Origin of the sequence: Maridesulfovibrio sp., from assembly GCF_963678865.1 — a bacterium.
Taxonomy (GTDB): Bacteria; Desulfobacterota; Desulfovibrionia; order Desulfovibrionales; family Desulfovibrionaceae; genus Maridesulfovibrio.
This window is the reverse complement of record NZ_OY787459.1, coordinates 1166831-1180091: the sequence shown is the minus strand read 5'-3', so window position 1 is coordinate 1180091 and position 13261 is coordinate 1166831. Positions and strand designations below refer to the sequence as shown.

20 protein-coding genes and 7 tRNA genes are annotated in these 13261 nt (G+C 50.4%); 26 read left to right on the top strand and 1 reads right to left on the bottom strand.

From position 1 onward, the window contains the following. Positions 1 to 287: 287 nt before the first annotated feature. From ACKU41_RS05405 to ACKU41_RS05280, 26 genes are all read left to right on the top strand, one after another. Positions 288 to 431, top strand: coding sequence for a hypothetical protein (locus ACKU41_RS05405; protein ID WP_321404523.1), 144 nt, complete (start codon positions 288 to 290; stop codon positions 429 to 431). Continuing rightward, positions 415 to 540: a hypothetical protein gene (locus ACKU41_RS05400; RefSeq protein ID WP_321404522.1), complete on the top strand. Its 126-nt coding sequence runs from the start codon at positions 415 to 417 to the stop codon at positions 538 to 540. Before ACKU41_RS05405 ends, ACKU41_RS05400 begins: the two co-directional genes overlap by 17 nt. An 18-nt stretch (positions 541 to 558) precedes the next feature. Beyond that, complete coding sequence (locus ACKU41_RS05395; protein ID WP_321404520.1) at positions 559 to 741, top strand: hypothetical protein; 183 nt, start codon at positions 559 to 561, stop codon at positions 739 to 741. After that, the gene (locus tag ACKU41_RS05390) at positions 741 to 1187 is read left to right on the top strand and encodes a hypothetical protein (protein ID WP_321404519.1); all 447 of its coding nucleotides are present in this window, start codon (positions 741 to 743) and stop codon (positions 1185 to 1187) included. The genes ACKU41_RS05395 and ACKU41_RS05390 overlap by 1 nt, the downstream gene beginning before the upstream one ends. Then, positions 1187 to 1429, top strand: coding sequence for a hypothetical protein (locus ACKU41_RS05385; protein WP_321404517.1), 243 nt, complete (start codon positions 1187 to 1189; stop codon positions 1427 to 1429). The genes ACKU41_RS05390 and ACKU41_RS05385 overlap by 1 nt, the downstream gene beginning before the upstream one ends. Positions 1430 to 1437: 8 nt before the next feature. After that, complete coding sequence (locus ACKU41_RS05380; protein WP_321404516.1) at positions 1438 to 1650, top strand: hypothetical protein; 213 nt, start codon at positions 1438 to 1440, stop codon at positions 1648 to 1650. Positions 1651 to 1714: 64 nt separating this feature from the next. Continuing rightward, entirely contained in the window at positions 1715 to 2254 is a 540-nt protein-coding gene (locus ACKU41_RS05375) for a helix-turn-helix domain-containing protein (protein ID WP_321404514.1), read from the top strand. After that, complete coding sequence (locus tag ACKU41_RS05370) at positions 2238 to 2705, top strand: terminase small subunit (RefSeq protein WP_321404513.1); 468 nt, start codon at positions 2238 to 2240, stop codon at positions 2703 to 2705. Before ACKU41_RS05375 ends, ACKU41_RS05370 begins: the two co-directional genes overlap by 17 nt. 302 nt (positions 2706 to 3007) lie before the next feature. Continuing rightward, the gene (locus ACKU41_RS05365) at positions 3008 to 3337 is read left to right on the top strand and encodes a hypothetical protein (RefSeq protein WP_321404511.1); all 330 of its coding nucleotides are present in this window, start codon (positions 3008 to 3010) and stop codon (positions 3335 to 3337) included. A gap of 344 nt (positions 3338 to 3681) precedes the next feature. Then, a complete protein-coding gene (locus ACKU41_RS05360) occupies positions 3682 to 3957 on the top strand; it encodes a hypothetical protein (RefSeq protein ID WP_321404510.1) in 276 nt (91 codons plus the stop codon). Beyond that, complete coding sequence (locus ACKU41_RS05355; RefSeq protein ID WP_321404509.1) at positions 3954 to 4310, top strand: hypothetical protein; 357 nt, start codon at positions 3954 to 3956, stop codon at positions 4308 to 4310. The genes ACKU41_RS05360 and ACKU41_RS05355 overlap by 4 nt, the downstream gene beginning before the upstream one ends. Next, positions 4311 to 4385, top strand: a tRNA-Thr gene (locus ACKU41_RS05350). 3 nt (positions 4386 to 4388) lie between these two features. After that, a tRNA-Ser gene (locus tag ACKU41_RS05345) sits at positions 4389 to 4477 on the top strand. Between the two features lies 1 nt (position 4478). Beyond that, positions 4479 to 4566, top strand: a tRNA-OTHER gene (locus ACKU41_RS05340). A gap of 7 nt (positions 4567 to 4573) precedes the next feature. Next, a tRNA-Pro gene (locus ACKU41_RS05335) sits at positions 4574 to 4648 on the top strand. Between the two features lie 3 nt (positions 4649 to 4651). Next, positions 4652 to 4727 (top strand) — tRNA-Asn (locus ACKU41_RS05330). An 8-nt stretch (positions 4728 to 4735) separates the two neighbouring features. Next, positions 4736 to 4811: transfer RNA gene (locus ACKU41_RS05325), tRNA-Ile, on the top strand. Positions 4812 to 4815: 4 nt separating this feature from the next. Beyond that, positions 4816 to 4890 (top strand) — tRNA-Trp (locus ACKU41_RS05320). Positions 4891 to 4950: 60 nt separating this feature from the next. Next, positions 4951 to 6339, top strand: a complete 1389-nt coding sequence (locus ACKU41_RS05315; protein WP_321404508.1) for a hypothetical protein — start codon at positions 4951 to 4953, stop codon at positions 6337 to 6339. Further along, complete coding sequence (locus tag ACKU41_RS05310; protein ID WP_321404506.1) at positions 6339 to 8417, top strand: hypothetical protein; 2079 nt, start codon at positions 6339 to 6341, stop codon at positions 8415 to 8417. Before ACKU41_RS05315 ends, ACKU41_RS05310 begins: the two co-directional genes overlap by 1 nt. 105 nt (positions 8418 to 8522) lie before the next feature. Next, the gene (locus tag ACKU41_RS05305) at positions 8523 to 8795 is read left to right on the top strand and encodes a hypothetical protein (protein WP_321404505.1); all 273 of its coding nucleotides are present in this window, start codon (positions 8523 to 8525) and stop codon (positions 8793 to 8795) included. A 13-nt stretch (positions 8796 to 8808) separates the two neighbouring features. Beyond that, positions 8809 to 9849: a hypothetical protein gene (locus tag ACKU41_RS05300; protein ID WP_321404503.1), complete on the top strand. Its 1041-nt coding sequence runs from the start codon at positions 8809 to 8811 to the stop codon at positions 9847 to 9849. A 48-nt stretch (positions 9850 to 9897) separates the two neighbouring features. Beyond that, a complete protein-coding gene (locus tag ACKU41_RS05295; RefSeq protein ID WP_321404501.1) occupies positions 9898 to 10860 on the top strand; it encodes a DUF5309 family protein in 963 nt (320 codons plus the stop codon). A 54-nt stretch (positions 10861 to 10914) separates the two neighbouring features. Next, the gene (locus ACKU41_RS05290) at positions 10915 to 11229 is read left to right on the top strand and encodes a hypothetical protein (protein ID WP_321404499.1); all 315 of its coding nucleotides are present in this window, start codon (positions 10915 to 10917) and stop codon (positions 11227 to 11229) included. A 1-nt stretch (position 11230) separates the two neighbouring features. Then, positions 11231 to 11848, top strand: coding sequence for a hypothetical protein (locus tag ACKU41_RS05285; protein WP_321404498.1), 618 nt, complete (start codon positions 11231 to 11233; stop codon positions 11846 to 11848). Then, the gene (locus ACKU41_RS05280; RefSeq protein WP_321404496.1) at positions 11849 to 12868 is read left to right on the top strand and encodes a hypothetical protein; all 1020 of its coding nucleotides are present in this window, start codon (positions 11849 to 11851) and stop codon (positions 12866 to 12868) included. Here the strand turns inward: ACKU41_RS05280 and ACKU41_RS05275 are convergent. Beyond that, positions 12865 to 13203 (bottom strand): hypothetical protein, encoded by a 339-nt coding sequence (locus ACKU41_RS05275; RefSeq protein ID WP_321404495.1) that lies wholly within the window; start codon positions 13201 to 13203, stop codon positions 12865 to 12867. The two genes, ACKU41_RS05280 and ACKU41_RS05275, sit on opposite strands and share 4 nt — an antisense overlap. Positions 13204 to 13261 lie beyond the last annotated feature (58 nt).

Genomic DNA, 13261 nt, shown 5'->3' with positions numbered 1-13261 from the left:
CACCAGACCCCAGAGCCAAGCGAAACGAAAGGATTAAGAAATTATATTTTGAAGACGGATTAACTCAAAATGTCATAGCAAAACGTGTCGGCCTTTCTTTAAGATGGGTGAATCATATAATTTGCTGTGGCGATTAACAGCCCCCACTCTTTTGCTTAAGCGGCGAAAGGGTGGGGTTTTTGCGTTGTTGTGGAAGGGGTGTTGTGAGGCATAGGGAACTGTAGTGATAAACATTTAGAAGCGATCTGTATATTTAGGTTCTTAGGGTTTTCCCTATAAACAGCCCCATGAGGAACGAACACACCAAATCAGTCTGCGAGGCTATGGAGGGCGGCTTTAATTCTGAAGCCTTCCTTGATTGGGAAGCAGAGCAGGAGCTTTACGAAGACTCCGAGGACATGGACGGGATGCACTATGAAGCCCAGCCGTAAAGACCGGGTACGCCATTACCTGAACCCAATGCACGTGAAATGCAGGCTGATGGATGCCGTGGACGGCTTCTGTGCGTTCTATGAGAAAATTTACCGATTGATGCTTTAACAACTGGAGTGAACAAACATGGATGTAGTTCAGATTATTAATTACGTGGCGGATCACCCCGCAGTGCTTTACCCGCTGGTAACTGTTGCTGCTGCAATCCTTCCTATTCCCAAGACAAACAAGACGCTCATGGCAATGAGGAACTTGCTTGATGTTCTGGCGGCAAACTTCGGCAACGCCAAGAACGCAGGGGGCAAATAATGGGTTACGGCTATCCTTCGTTTAAACAGGCTTTTAAGTCTGCCGGACTCGGCCTTATGCTTGCTCTTCTGGCTATCGCCTTTGCTGTTCAGGGGTGCGCCTTCAAAAAACTTGCTGACTACCCCGCAGAAGATCAGGCCGTGGAATACGGCAACATGCTGCTGAGTGCCTACAATGCAACACACTATGCCTATTTGGAAATCAAGCCGGACCTGACCGAAAAACAGCGCAAGAAGGCAATCCCATTTGTGGAGGCCATGAACGTTGCAAGGCCCTCCATTCTGTTGGTGGCTAAGTCTGCTGAAGCATGGAAAACCGGAGTCGATACCCAGAACGCGACAATGGAGACTGAGGCCCGGATCAAGTACCGGGACCAGAAAGTTATCGCCGCTGAGATTTGGGCCGAGGCCCTTGAACTCTGGAATAAGATTCGGAGGCAGGAATAATGGACGCACTGCTTAAAGATTTTGAAATCGACAAGAAGACAGCAAAAGCCTTTGGTGATGCAGCCGGGGCCATTACCGGAATAATTGCAGCAGGAACTCCCGCCGCCCCCCTTGCTCCCATTATCAGCATGATTGTTACAGGTGGCCTGATCCTCACCAATTCCGGGTACGAAGTTGAAGGCTTGTCTGCCCTCCAGAAAAAGGCCGCAGCCATTGAAAAGCTGGAAGACCTGACACCGTAGGGGGCTTTGTGAGTAATGAAGAAAGAGACGACCTGAGGGATATGCTGATTCGTATTGATGAACGGGTCAAGTCTATTCAGGAAGACATTGCAGAGATTAATGGGGCCAGACGTTGCCATACTCATGCAGAGAAGTTCCGCACCTTGGAACGGGCAGTCTGGAGGACAGCAACAGTGGTGGCGGGGCTGGCTGTACGGATCATTTACGACACTTTCAAATAATCCCTCCTGTGTGGGGTGGCGGGTGCCTATCTCCTGCTGCCCCACGAAATAAACGGTTAGCGTTGTGAACACCAACATAAAACTGATCAACGCTATTAATCTGGATACAAGGTTAAAGGCTCCGCACAAAGCACTTTTGCATGCTCTTGTCTCATTCAGGAACGACCGGACAGGCCAGTGCAACCCCTCAGTGGAATCAATTGCTGAACGGGCCGGAATGTCACGGAGAAGCACGATTAACCTGTTGGCAGAACTCAAGGATGCAAACTTCATCCATTTCACGCCAATCAGGAACAAGAGAAACTCCTACACATTGTACCCTGCACCAGTAAGTGCAGAATTTGCACTTGAACCAATAAGAAGAGACCTCAGTAAATTTGCAAACTGGTCTGGCGATCTAATCAAAGCCGTTTGGGACGTACTTAGCTACCGACCTAAGGACAGCCATTTTAAGGACAAACCAGAACGCCGGGACCTTGACCACGAAAACTGGGACTTGAATCTCAAAACTATCAGCTACGACAGGACTAAAAGGGCAAAACATGGGCAGGAGAGGAAGAATACCCGCATACGAGACAGCCGAACAGATGCAACCCGTTATTGACGAGTATTTTGATAGGTGCAAAGCGGCGAAAGAACCCCCTACAGTGACAGGATTGGCTCTTGCTCTTGGGTTTAGCACCCGACAAGCTCTGTTGAATTATGAGAACGGGGAGAGGGGGGAGACTGAACAGGTTCAAGCTGATTTCGTAGACACAATAAAAAAAGCAAAGTCCCGGATTGAAGAAATTATCGAACGAGACTTGATTGTGGGAGCAGGTAACCCCGTAGGCAAAATCTTTCACCTTAAGAACAACTGCGGGTGGATTGATAAGCAGGAGATTGAGAGCAACAACACAGGCGTGACGGTCAATATCGCCGCATTTGGAACGCCTGAAGGTGTGCCGCAAATGACACCACAGATAGCCGCCCAAGCGCAGCCAGTGGATACTGTATCTAGTGGGCAATGCATTGAAACGATAAAGGTTCAGGGTGTTTACGAGGAAGAAAGATAGCGTTGCTCACCTCTCTGCTCACCCCTTGCGTATGGATGATGGGGTCAACATAAGGGGCAAATCGGGCAGGGTGGACGGATAGTCGGCTTGTGAATTCAGATAGTTAGGAGTGTTTAACGAATCCTACGGTGAACGACGGGGTGCGCTGGGCCGGGGGTGGGCATCCATGAGACCACCGCCAAAGGGTCCCATGCCGTCCGAGTTTATCTACACCTACAACGCACTAACTCTACACTCACAAAAGGGACCCAGCAAACCAAGCAGCCTTTCCAAAGTTTTTGACAGAACAAAAAGGAGTCGCTTTGCACGTAGTTCACATAGGCGGGATTAAGAACATGAAAGTTGTGCGCGTCCCTGAAGACGTTGTTCAAGACGGTGCGCCTATTCAATACTTAAAGCCTTGTGTGCTTGTCTCCGTGACTGAGTCCAGAAACCCTCCGCCCCCTGATTGTTCGGCTGGGGCTGATACTTACTACGGGGTGAGGCTTGTATTCCGTGATGAAAGCAAGGTTCTAGCGGGGTATGTTGCTCGGCTTTCAGGGCTTTCAGACGAAGAGTTCTGGGGCATTGTTGATAGAAACGCTAGCCGCATTCTTCAGCGCTTTAGCCTCGTGAAAAAGGGCCCCATATGAAGCAGCAGGAACTTGAAAAATTTTTGGAGGCCACAAAAGGCCATGTTTTTAAGCCTTTCCCGTATCAGGTTGAGTTGATGAAGGCCATAGAGAGAGGCGGCAGGCATGTGTGTTTAACTCGTCCTAAAATTCACCGAAAAGGGGCTGTTTTTGTTGCATAAAAACGAAGCTTGTAAAGAGCTTGGGCCGGGCGGCATGAAGTGCCATTGCTGCGGACCGAAGCCGGGGAAAGACCGGAAAGAATTTCGAAGGCTTGAGCGTACAAGGTTGAATCGCTCTTTTGTGAGGCGTGCGGAGCTTGAGCATGGCCCTGAAGACTTTTTTACAGACATAAAGGAACGAGAATGCGAGAGCAAAAAACAGTAATTACCTGTGATCTTTGCGGGGAAGAAATGGAAACCCCACGCCCCATAAAAGGTGGCTATTTTGACGGACACAAGAACCACTCTGTTGAGATTCTGGTAGATGTTTGCCCGGGCTGCTTAACCGCTGTTACGCAAAGAGTGAGACAGGCACGGGAGGCCGTGACGGGTGAATGTGGGATACTCACCGACAGATGTGTTGAGCCTTTCATTGCCTACGAATTGGCGAAAGCAAACAACGGACAGCTAACCAAATGATTGAAAAGAAAGAGCTTAAGGCCGGGATTACCGAGGAAGAATATTTTGCCCATCTTAACGAACAGAAAGAGCAGCTAATCAAAGAGGGCTATGCTCATTGGGACCTTGAATCACGAGGGACAGGGCGGACAAACAGAATTATTCTGAAGGCAGCTTTTGATATTTCTAAGCACCCCGGCAAACCTGTTGTTTTGGAGGCTCACAGCCTTTTTATGGCAAAAGAAATGGCAAGTCGCCTACTTTCTGTGCTGGACGTGTTGAGGATTCCCAAGCCTAAGACTTTCTGCCTTTCAGGAGGTGCGCTGCCGCACGAGCAGGCACAATGTTTAGTTTTTAAAGATCATCCAGTTTAAGCCGGAATCGCTCAATGGTAGAGCTGCAGCCTTGTAAGCGGTTTGTTGCGGGTTCAAGTCCTGTTTCCGGCTCCATATGGAGGCATGGCAGAGTGGTAATGCGGCGGGTTGCTAACCCGTAGCCTAGGCATGATCTAGCGGGGGTTCGATTCCTCCTGTCTCCGCCACGGAAGGTCGCGTGCAACGGCGCACAAGCGGTCTTGAAAACCGTGCCACGGGTGAAACCGTGAGGGTTCGATTCCTTTACTTTCCGCCAAATTTCTACGGGCATGGCCTAACAGTAAGGCTCTGGTTTTGGGAGCCAGAAACTGACAGTTCGAATCTGTCTGTCCGTACCATGTTCCGGTTTAGCTCAGTTGGCAGAGCAAGCGGCTGTTAACCGCTGTAGCGCAGGTTCAAGCCCTGCAACCGGAGCCAAATTTTCACCCCGTATAGTTCAATTGGCAGAATGTCCGGCTCATAACCGGAGAGTTCAAGATTCGAGTCCTTGTGCGGGGACCAATGCGAGAGAGTAGCCAAGCGGTAAGGCAACGGCCTCCAAAACCGTTGATCGTGGGTTCGAATCCTACCTCTCTTGCCAAATTTCTAAACCATAACCACAGGCGGGACAGTATGTCCCCAATGCATAGGATGTGCAGCCTTGGCAAAATCACGAGAGATAACCATACCGTATGGTTTCATTCCTCGTGCTTACCAGATTCCTAAATGGAATTACATTGCAAACGGCGGGAAACGTGCGGTTTCGGTGTGGCACAGACGTGCGGGTAAGGACCTGACCGAATGGAACCTGTTGATTTGCGAAGCCTTCAAGCGCGTTGGCTCATATTATTACTTCTTCCCCTACTACAAGCAGGGCAAAAAGGTCATTTGGAACGGGATTGACGGCAACGGAAGGCCGTTTCTTTCCTACATTCCGAAAGCCTTGATTGATGGGAAGCCGAACAGCACCGATATGTATATCAAGCTAGTCAACGGCTCCCTGATTCAGATCATCGGGACAGACGACATTGACGCCGTGGTAGGTACCAACCCTGTAGGCTGTATCTTTTCAGAGTACTCCTTACAGGACCCGCAGGCATGGGACTACGTTTCCCCGATCCTGCGAGAGAATGACGGTTGGGCGGCGTTCAACTATACACCGCGAGGCATGAACCATGGCTGGGATTTGTTTCAGTCAGCCATGAAGAACCCTAACTGGTATTGTGAGCGTTTAGCTGCTTGCCACCACCCAGAATTTAACCCTCAGGGAGCCAACAACGGCCTTAACATTACAGGCGTTTTGACTCCTGAACAGATAGACGAAGAGCTAGCCTCAGGGCGTTCTCCGTCACTTATCAAGCAAGAATACTTTGTCGATTTTCAGGCCAGTTCTGACGACATTCTCATACCCTTAACACTCATTGATCAGGCCATAGACAGGCCCATAGCTTTCAAGAATGCCCCGGCAGTTGCTGGGCTTGATGTTGGCTTGTCTCTCTCCGGTGACCCCACCGCCCTTGTGATCCGCAAAGGCGGAAAGATTGTGGCAATGGAAGAGGTCAGGCTTGACGACTATGACGAGATTGCAGGCTGGGCCTACCGTCACATGATGGAGCACAAATGCTTTACGGTCATGGTTGACGGTATCGGCTGGGGGCAGGGTGCTTTTCAAGCTCTGCGCAGATTGTACCCCTCGCTGTCCGTCCAGAGCGTCAACGTTGCTGAAAAGGCTTCAGCAGACGACAGGTTTGCACGCTTAAGAGATGAAATATGGTGGAAGGTCCGGGAATGGTTTGAAGAGAAACAAAACTGCATCCCTTCAGGGCTTTTACTGGCAGACAAGCTTAGAGCTGAACTTTCAAACGTAAAATACGACTTCACCCCGTCCAGCAAAATTAAAGTCATGGGCAAGCGGGAAATGAAAAAAGTTGAGAACGGGGGCAAATCTCCTAACTTAGCTGACGCTCTCGGCTTGTCTCTTTACGGCGGTGCGGCTGCAATGAAGCAGTCCTTTGAACAGATACAGAAAAATCCGAGAGTGTGCGCCTAATGGGTAAAGATATAAAGATAAAAGATGAAGAAGTGATCCGCTTGATAGGCCCCTTGCAGGCATCCGCCGAACGTTGGCAGGAACAGCTTTCGGATCAGCGCAAAAAGTGCAGCGACCTTTACCACATGGAAAAGCTGGGCAATGAGCAGGACGGCTGGTCGCAGGCTGTAGCCTCTGTTGTCTGGGATGCTGTGGAATGGATGAAGCCGGGGCTGGCCTCCATTTTTGCGCACCCCGATTTTGCTGAAATCAAAATGGACGATGCCGAAAGAGCTAAACGAATCAAGAAGGCTGTGCGCTTTCAGATATTCCGGAAGAACAAAGGCAAGCGCGAAATCCGGTCTTTTCTTCATGACACCCTGCTTTATCACTACGGTGTTTTCAAGGTGTTCCATAAGACGGATTTTGACCTTGAAACCCTGCGTTACGACAAATTGAGCCTTGAGGAAATGGAACAACTTGTAAGTGATCCGGGTATTCAGATTTCCAAGTACAAGGAAGTTGAAACAGAGGTTCCGGTGTCCCCACTTCAGTGGGCGGTTGAAGGTGCTCTCCAGAGTAATATCGAGATTCACTATGAAGGGGTCAAGGCTGTTCGCCGGAAGATCAAATACGCAGGACCTTGTATTGAGTGTGTTCCGGGCAATGAATTTTACTATGTGCCGGGTCACAAAAACTTGGACATTAACCCTTTTGTCGCTCACCGGAAGAAGAAAACCCTGCACGATATTAAGCGCGGGGAGTTGACCGGGCAATACGTAAAGGGGAGCCATAAGAAGGTTGAGAAACACTTACAGGAAGATCAGGAACCTAACGAGGTTTATGAAGAAGTTCATGCTTTGTACGAAGTGGACGATTTGAGCCTTGACGATGCCGGGGACCTTTCTATCAGTACAGCCGATGTAGATAAGCCGATTAGTCCCAACTCTGAAGTCTATGTGTGGGAATGCTACTTACGCATGGACATTGATAAAGACGGGCTGCTGGAACCTGTAATTGCTACCATTTGTGGGGATGTGGTGCTTCAGCTTGAGGAGAACCCCTATAAACGGCCTCCGTTCAGGATTGGGAGACTTTACGAAGTAGCGCACCGCTTTGAAGCAAAGCCTTTGCCGTTGGTTCTTCGTGACGATCAGATGGAGCTTACCAACCTGCAACGTATCCTTGTGGATGCCGCAGCAGACAGCGCCTATGGCAACATCATTACCAGCGACCCTGAATTCGCGAAGCAGTGGGCAGGGCGGCAAATCGGTGACGTGATTCTTTCACAGGCTTACGACAAGTTCAAGGAAGTCAGGCCGAAGCAGCCCGGCGGGATTCTGCTGGAAGCAAAAGAGACTGTCCGTCTTGGTTCAGAACGTAAGACCGGGGTTTCCAGCCTTAACCAAGGCATCGACGACAACTCATATGGCAAGACTGCCACGGGAGTTATGGCCCTTCAGGGAGCAGGCCAGCAGAGGCAGAAATTTAATGCAGATGTTCTAGCCGATACGATGGAAGAAGTTTTCCGGGACTGCGTTGAAATCAACAAACTCTTTCCTCCTGAGAATTTGGTTCAGCCCGGAGCTAAGCCAGAGGATCAGATTCAGACAGAAGATTTCAATATCAACGACGACTACGATGTAAAAGTCAATATCGGGGTAGGGCCGCAAGACAGGCAGAATCAGGCCGCAATTCTGGAGCGCCATTTCCAGAAAGTGGTGCAGGTCCTTTTACCTCAAGGACTTGCCAAGCCTGAACACCTTCTTGCCATTGAGGAGGCTATCGGACGCTTGCTTGATACTCCGGTTGATGGGTTTCAGTGCTCACTTGATGAATTCAACGAACTGACCAAATTGAAACAGCAATGCCAGCAAATGGCAGGAGAATTACAGCATGCACGACAGCAGCTTGCAGCCGTCCACGGACGAGGAATTGCGCCAGCAAACGGAAACCGGGGAGCAGGCCCAAGACCTAATGGACAACCCGTACTTTCAGGACCTGCTCCAACGCATGGACAAGGCCCTTCAGACAGACCTCCTGTCCCTCTCGGCGGATCAGCGGGACCTGTTCAGCTATCGGCAGGCCCAGCGGGATAATTTGAATGATTTGAAGGAAACTATTTCTTTCGACATTCACCGAGGAGACGAAGCCCGGAAAAGGCTTGCAGGAGAACCCATTAAAACAGCCGGGAGGGTTGCAGGATGATTGCGACATTGAAAAGTAAACTTTCGAAAGCAGAGTATGAGCGGGGAGTTTATAAACACCAGCTTGACGAAGCCCGGAAAGAGCTTGCTGAGCAGCGAGAAGCCGCAGCAGAGGCGGTTAAAATTGAAGTCTCTGCACCTTGTGAATGTGAAGCCCTGAAAGCTGAGAACGAAGCCCTAAAAAAGGAGGTTCACAGCCTTAAAACTCAGGTCGGCAAACTCAAGGCAAAAAAGAAACCCAAGGCCAAGAAGGCCACAGTCAATAAATAACCAAGGAGGGATTATGGCTTTTGATGCAAACGGGAACCCCATTGAAGGTGGAGCAGCCCCCGAAGAAGAACAACAGGAAGAATTGACCACCCCAGAAGAATCCGAAGAGCTGGATATTGGCGATCTTTTTGACCGTGCCGAAGCTGCTGAAGAACAGGCCGAAGAGGGTGACCCCACCCCGGAGCAGGCTGAACACCAGCAGAAAGAGCAGCCCGGACAACCCGCACAGGAACCCCAGCCCCAGCCCACCTACAAAGTGGTCGTTGCCGGGCAGGAAAGGGAACTGACTCAGGAGCAGCTTAATCAGCTGGCAGAGCAGAGCGAGAACTTTGCAACCCAGCAGCAGCATTTGAATAACGAGCGCATGCGCCTTGAATCTATGCAGCCTCTCGCTCAAGCATGGGCTAGTGACCCCCGCTTTCGTCAGATGTTCGCACAGTATCAGCAGAACTTGCAGCAGGCTCCATACCCGAACCCCGGTCAGGTGCCTATGAATGCAACGGGCCAAATGCCGGGGCAGATTCCGCAAGAACAGCCTCTGCCGGAAGACCCCGTTGAAGCTCTGATTGAACAGGCCACCCGTGAAGCTGTAAAAAGAATTCAGGGAGTTCAGGAAGAAAGCAGACGTCTTCAGCAGGAGCAAACCCGCTTCCAGAAAGAACAGGAATTCCATACGGCTGTGACCAAGGCGCAAAATGTTGTTCAGGCAGACGAAATGCGTGGTGAAGTTATGGCAGAGATTGCCAAGTTTGCCCCGGAAGGTTCTGTGCTCCGCGCCAACCTCAGAAACCCCCGTGTGTTTTTCCCTACCTATGTACAGGTAAGAGACCAGCTGCTTGCAGCTCGTCAGGGTGAGCGTCCCACAGGGGACCAACCGCAGCAACTGCCCCAGCCTACAAGGGTACAGCAGAGAGCGCCTATTTTGGAGGGCGGTGGCGGTGACGCTCCAAGCCAACAACCAACTCAGAAAGAGAGGGCAAGGGCTTTGGGAGCCAAGGCCGCAGAGGGTGACCTTATGGCGGCAGGCGAAATGTTCGACGTTTTCGGAGACTAATTTTTAACCACTGCACAGGACGTGCGGTGTTTTTACAGGATGTACAACATGGCAGACGTGAAAACCGTTACTTATTCGACCAACTACGACAAATCAATTGTTGATGAGGTGGACGAACTCATTACCAACATTGCACCTACCGCAACTCCGTTCATTTCCAGCATCGGGAAGGGGGGTTGTGACACCACAACCCCGGATTGGCTGGAGGACGACCTTGCAGACGCTGGCGAGAACGCCCACGTTGAAGGGGCAGATACTGACGCCGAGGAATGCACCCCTCCTGATCGTCTGGGTAACGTAACCCAGATTCTGAAAAAGGCCCTGTTCATTTCCGGCACCCTGAAGGCTTCCAAGCTTCACGGACGCAAAAAGGAACTGAAGTATCAGTCCGGCAAGAAAACCAAGGAAATTGCCAAGGATATTGAATACGCAGCCCTGAACAATGCCACAAAGGTTGTAGGCGACACCGTGACCGCCCGTAAAATGCTCGGTGCTTTCGGCTGGGTAGATCAGGATTCCGGCAACTTCTATAACTTTGAAGACACCCCCGCAGCAACCAACCATATCACTGAAGAAATCATGACCGATGTTCTTCAGTCCATGTGGGAACAGGGTGCAGACCCTACCACCGTACTTGCTCCGCCTGCCCAGAAACGCAAGATCAGCAAGTTTACCGATGGGGGCCGTCTGACCTTCAACGCCAATGCTGACCGTAAAAAGGTTGTCATGGCTGTGCGTTTGATTGAAACCGATTTTGGTGTTGTTGCGGTTATCCCCACCCGTACCATTGCTCCGGTGGACGACACTGGAACACTCTATGACCGTGTTTTGATTTACGACAAGGCCCTGTTCAAGATGCTGACCCTCAAGGGCCGTGGTCTTAAGCGTGAATCTCTGGCGAAAACCGGGGACGGTGACAAGTATCAGCTGGTGACTGAAAAAACCCTCAAGTGTCACAGCAAAAAGGCTGTCGGCTCCATTGAAAACTTGACCCGTGCCAAGGTCTCCTAATCTCCTTTTTGATAATGGCGGGGCTGCTTCGGTGGTCCTGCCTTAAGGTGCTAAATGCTCAGAAATGATATTCATATTGACGAAAAGACCCATACCCTTACCCGTGTAACAACCTATGATGCTGTTCCCATTATGGAGCAGGCTTACTTTGAGCGGTTGTCTGGCTGTAACGGGTTCTCCGATGGACGAAACCAGCGGGTAATCGGCGAGGTTCCCCTTGCTGAGTTTTTCGAAATGCTGCGCATTGCAGACGAGCAGGGTGAACCATTGACCGGGACAGGGCTTAAGGGCTTTCTTGCTGAAAACCCTGAGTACAGGACAGTAAATAACATCGACACCGGGCACACCGGGCGAATCATCGTGAAGTAATATGGCAACAGTAGCAGCAGTAATAGAGAATATTCGGCACGAGCTTTCAGACGAGTACAAAACCCGCTGGAGCGACAAGCAGCTGATCCGGTTTATTTCTCAGGCCGTGACCCGTGCTGTACATGTGGGCAGGCGTAACAATCTGCAATTCATCAAGGGGAAGGCTGATCTTGTTTTTGCTGCCGGGGAATCCGCAAAGCCGCTTCCTGTTGGGTTCCTGACAGATATAGGGCTGTGGAATCTGGGAACGAAAGCCAAGGTTCTTAAAGTCAGTGAAGAGGAATGGGAAGGGAGTGCAAGCCCTCAGGAAGCAAGCCAGTATATGCTTGAAGGGTCTGAGCTTGTAATTCAGGGAGTTCCCACAGCAGAAACAACACTGAGGCTTCGTTATTTTAAGGGCGCAGACCTTGAATCCCTGAAAGCTGACGGCGCGGTTATGCCGTGGGATGGGCAACTTGATGAACTTATCCTTGAGTATGCCTCACTTCGGGCGCGGAAGGTTGACCGAGACGAAACGGCGGCAGACCTTGAATTGCTCAAGGACCTTGAGAACAATATTTTGAATACATACGGCTCACAATCCGTGAATGTAGTGAGGCGTAGGGGGTGGCTACCGTAGATGGGTTTTATTGAGGATTTATTTGAAGAGGCTAGCCGTCGGACGTCCCCACTTCAGGCGGCACAGGCAACATGGAACCAAGATCCTGTTGATTTGCCCTTAAGTCCCGCAAATGTGCTGGGCGCAGCAGCGGGAAGTGTTGGGCGTATGGCTATAAAGGACCCTTTTGAAAGTTTGCGATCACTCGGCAATGGCATGCAGTCTGCTTACGAGGGCAACGGGTATGACCCCGGCGAAATGACCGCAGCCCTGATGGACGTGGGTATGCTTTCCACTCCCCGCAATTCGGGGGGAATGTTGGGCATGTTTGGGGGGAAACTGCCGAAAGCTGCACGGCAGGAGTTAGGGCCGCTTTCCTACTGGTTGCCGTTGGATCACCCGGAAAGGGCTTTGAACTTTGAAAGATGGGGCAGGGGGGCTGTTATCCTCGGAGCAGGGGAAGGGGATTTACAGCCCTTTTTTATGAGTGGGACCAATGCCCCGCTCTTTGATGCTTTTGACGTGCGTTACTCCGGTTCCAATACAGGCAATGCTGACGCTTTAGACTTTGCGGCATGGCTCAGTGACCATGGAGATATTGCCAGCAGTTATGCCTACGGGAAGAAGTTGAATAAGTTTGTGGATATGATTCAGGCAGGTACTGTCCCAGAAGGGCAGCACCCACGGGTTTTGCCCGGTTATGTCAGGGCGGAAAATCCGTTTATTTATGATGCAGGCTCTATGGGATATGAAAAGGGAGTTTTTGAAGAAATAGCTAAGGAGGCCAGAAAGCCAGAATATGATGCTTTGTTTGTAAAAAATGTCAGAGACGGCAGGTATGACCATGACGATGTGGGAAACGTGATTGCAATCAAGAACCCCAATCAGTTCAAGTCATTATTCAACAGCGGTGAGTTTGGGGATACTGGGGACTTTATGCGGGGGACTATCCCGGCTGTTCCTCATGAAAAAAGCCGGACTCAAAGTGAACCCGGCCCATTTGCATACGATACACTTCTTAATCCCTTTGGGGTTATTTAGGCGGCTTTCGGGGTGATAGTAAGGATATTTTCAGGAACAAATTGACCGTCTTCGAACAAGACGCGCTTAAGCTCTGCCTCTGCGTCAGCTTTTGACCAGCATGGCTTCCAGCTTCCAACGGCAAAAAAAACGGGCTGGTCGTTTTCGTCTGTCCCCAGATAGGCCATAGCGTGCCACCCCCCGCCGTAGGATTCTATGCGCTCAAAGGAGGTTATGGCTTTGCCGAGGGCATCAATCTTTGAACGCTCGTAGTAATATGAATCACCCTTTTTCAATTGTCTGAAAAATATTCTTTTCGGCTTCTTCCAAGCCTTTTTTATGGGGATGCTCTGCATATTAATCTCCGTTGTTGAACAAATCATATCACAGCAAAAAACGATTTCAAGGTAAAAA

Excerpts from the sequence above, each read along its gene's own strand:
- ACKU41_RS05295 (WP_321404501.1), top strand. The coding sequence starts at position 9,898 with ATGGCAGACGTGAAAACCGTTACTTATTCGACCAACTACGACAAATCA.
- ACKU41_RS05370 (WP_321404513.1), top strand. The coding sequence starts at position 2,238 with ATGCAACCCGTTATTGACGAGTATTTTGATAGGTGCAAAGCGGCGAAA.
- ACKU41_RS05290 (WP_321404499.1), top strand. The coding sequence starts at position 10,915 with ATGCTCAGAAATGATATTCATATTGACGAAAAGACCCATACCCTTACC.
- ACKU41_RS05280 (WP_321404496.1), top strand. The coding sequence starts at position 11,849 with ATGGGTTTTATTGAGGATTTATTTGAAGAGGCTAGCCGTCGGACGTCC.
- ACKU41_RS05300 (WP_321404503.1), top strand. The coding sequence starts at position 8,809 with ATGGCTTTTGATGCAAACGGGAACCCCATTGAAGGTGGAGCAGCCCCC.
- ACKU41_RS05360 (WP_321404510.1), top strand. The coding sequence starts at position 3,682 with ATGCGAGAGCAAAAAACAGTAATTACCTGTGATCTTTGCGGGGAAGAA.
- ACKU41_RS05310 (WP_321404506.1), top strand. The coding sequence starts at position 6,339 with ATGGGTAAAGATATAAAGATAAAAGATGAAGAAGTGATCCGCTTGATA.
- ACKU41_RS05285 (WP_321404498.1), top strand. The coding sequence starts at position 11,231 with ATGGCAACAGTAGCAGCAGTAATAGAGAATATTCGGCACGAGCTTTCA.
- ACKU41_RS05275 (WP_321404495.1), bottom strand. The coding sequence starts at position 13,203 with ATGCAGAGCATCCCCATAAAAAAGGCTTGGAAGAAGCCGAAAAGAATA.
- ACKU41_RS05305 (WP_321404505.1), top strand. The coding sequence starts at position 8,523 with ATGATTGCGACATTGAAAAGTAAACTTTCGAAAGCAGAGTATGAGCGG.
- ACKU41_RS05395 (WP_321404520.1), top strand. The coding sequence starts at position 559 with ATGGATGTAGTTCAGATTATTAATTACGTGGCGGATCACCCCGCAGTG.
- ACKU41_RS05385 (WP_321404517.1), top strand. The coding sequence starts at position 1,187 with ATGGACGCACTGCTTAAAGATTTTGAAATCGACAAGAAGACAGCAAAA.
- ACKU41_RS05390 (WP_321404519.1), top strand. The coding sequence starts at position 741 with ATGGGTTACGGCTATCCTTCGTTTAAACAGGCTTTTAAGTCTGCCGGA.
- ACKU41_RS05405 (WP_321404523.1), top strand. The coding sequence starts at position 288 with ATGAGGAACGAACACACCAAATCAGTCTGCGAGGCTATGGAGGGCGGC.
- ACKU41_RS05400 (WP_321404522.1), top strand. The coding sequence starts at position 415 with ATGAAGCCCAGCCGTAAAGACCGGGTACGCCATTACCTGAACCCAATG.
- ACKU41_RS05355 (WP_321404509.1), top strand. The coding sequence starts at position 3,954 with ATGATTGAAAAGAAAGAGCTTAAGGCCGGGATTACCGAGGAAGAATAT.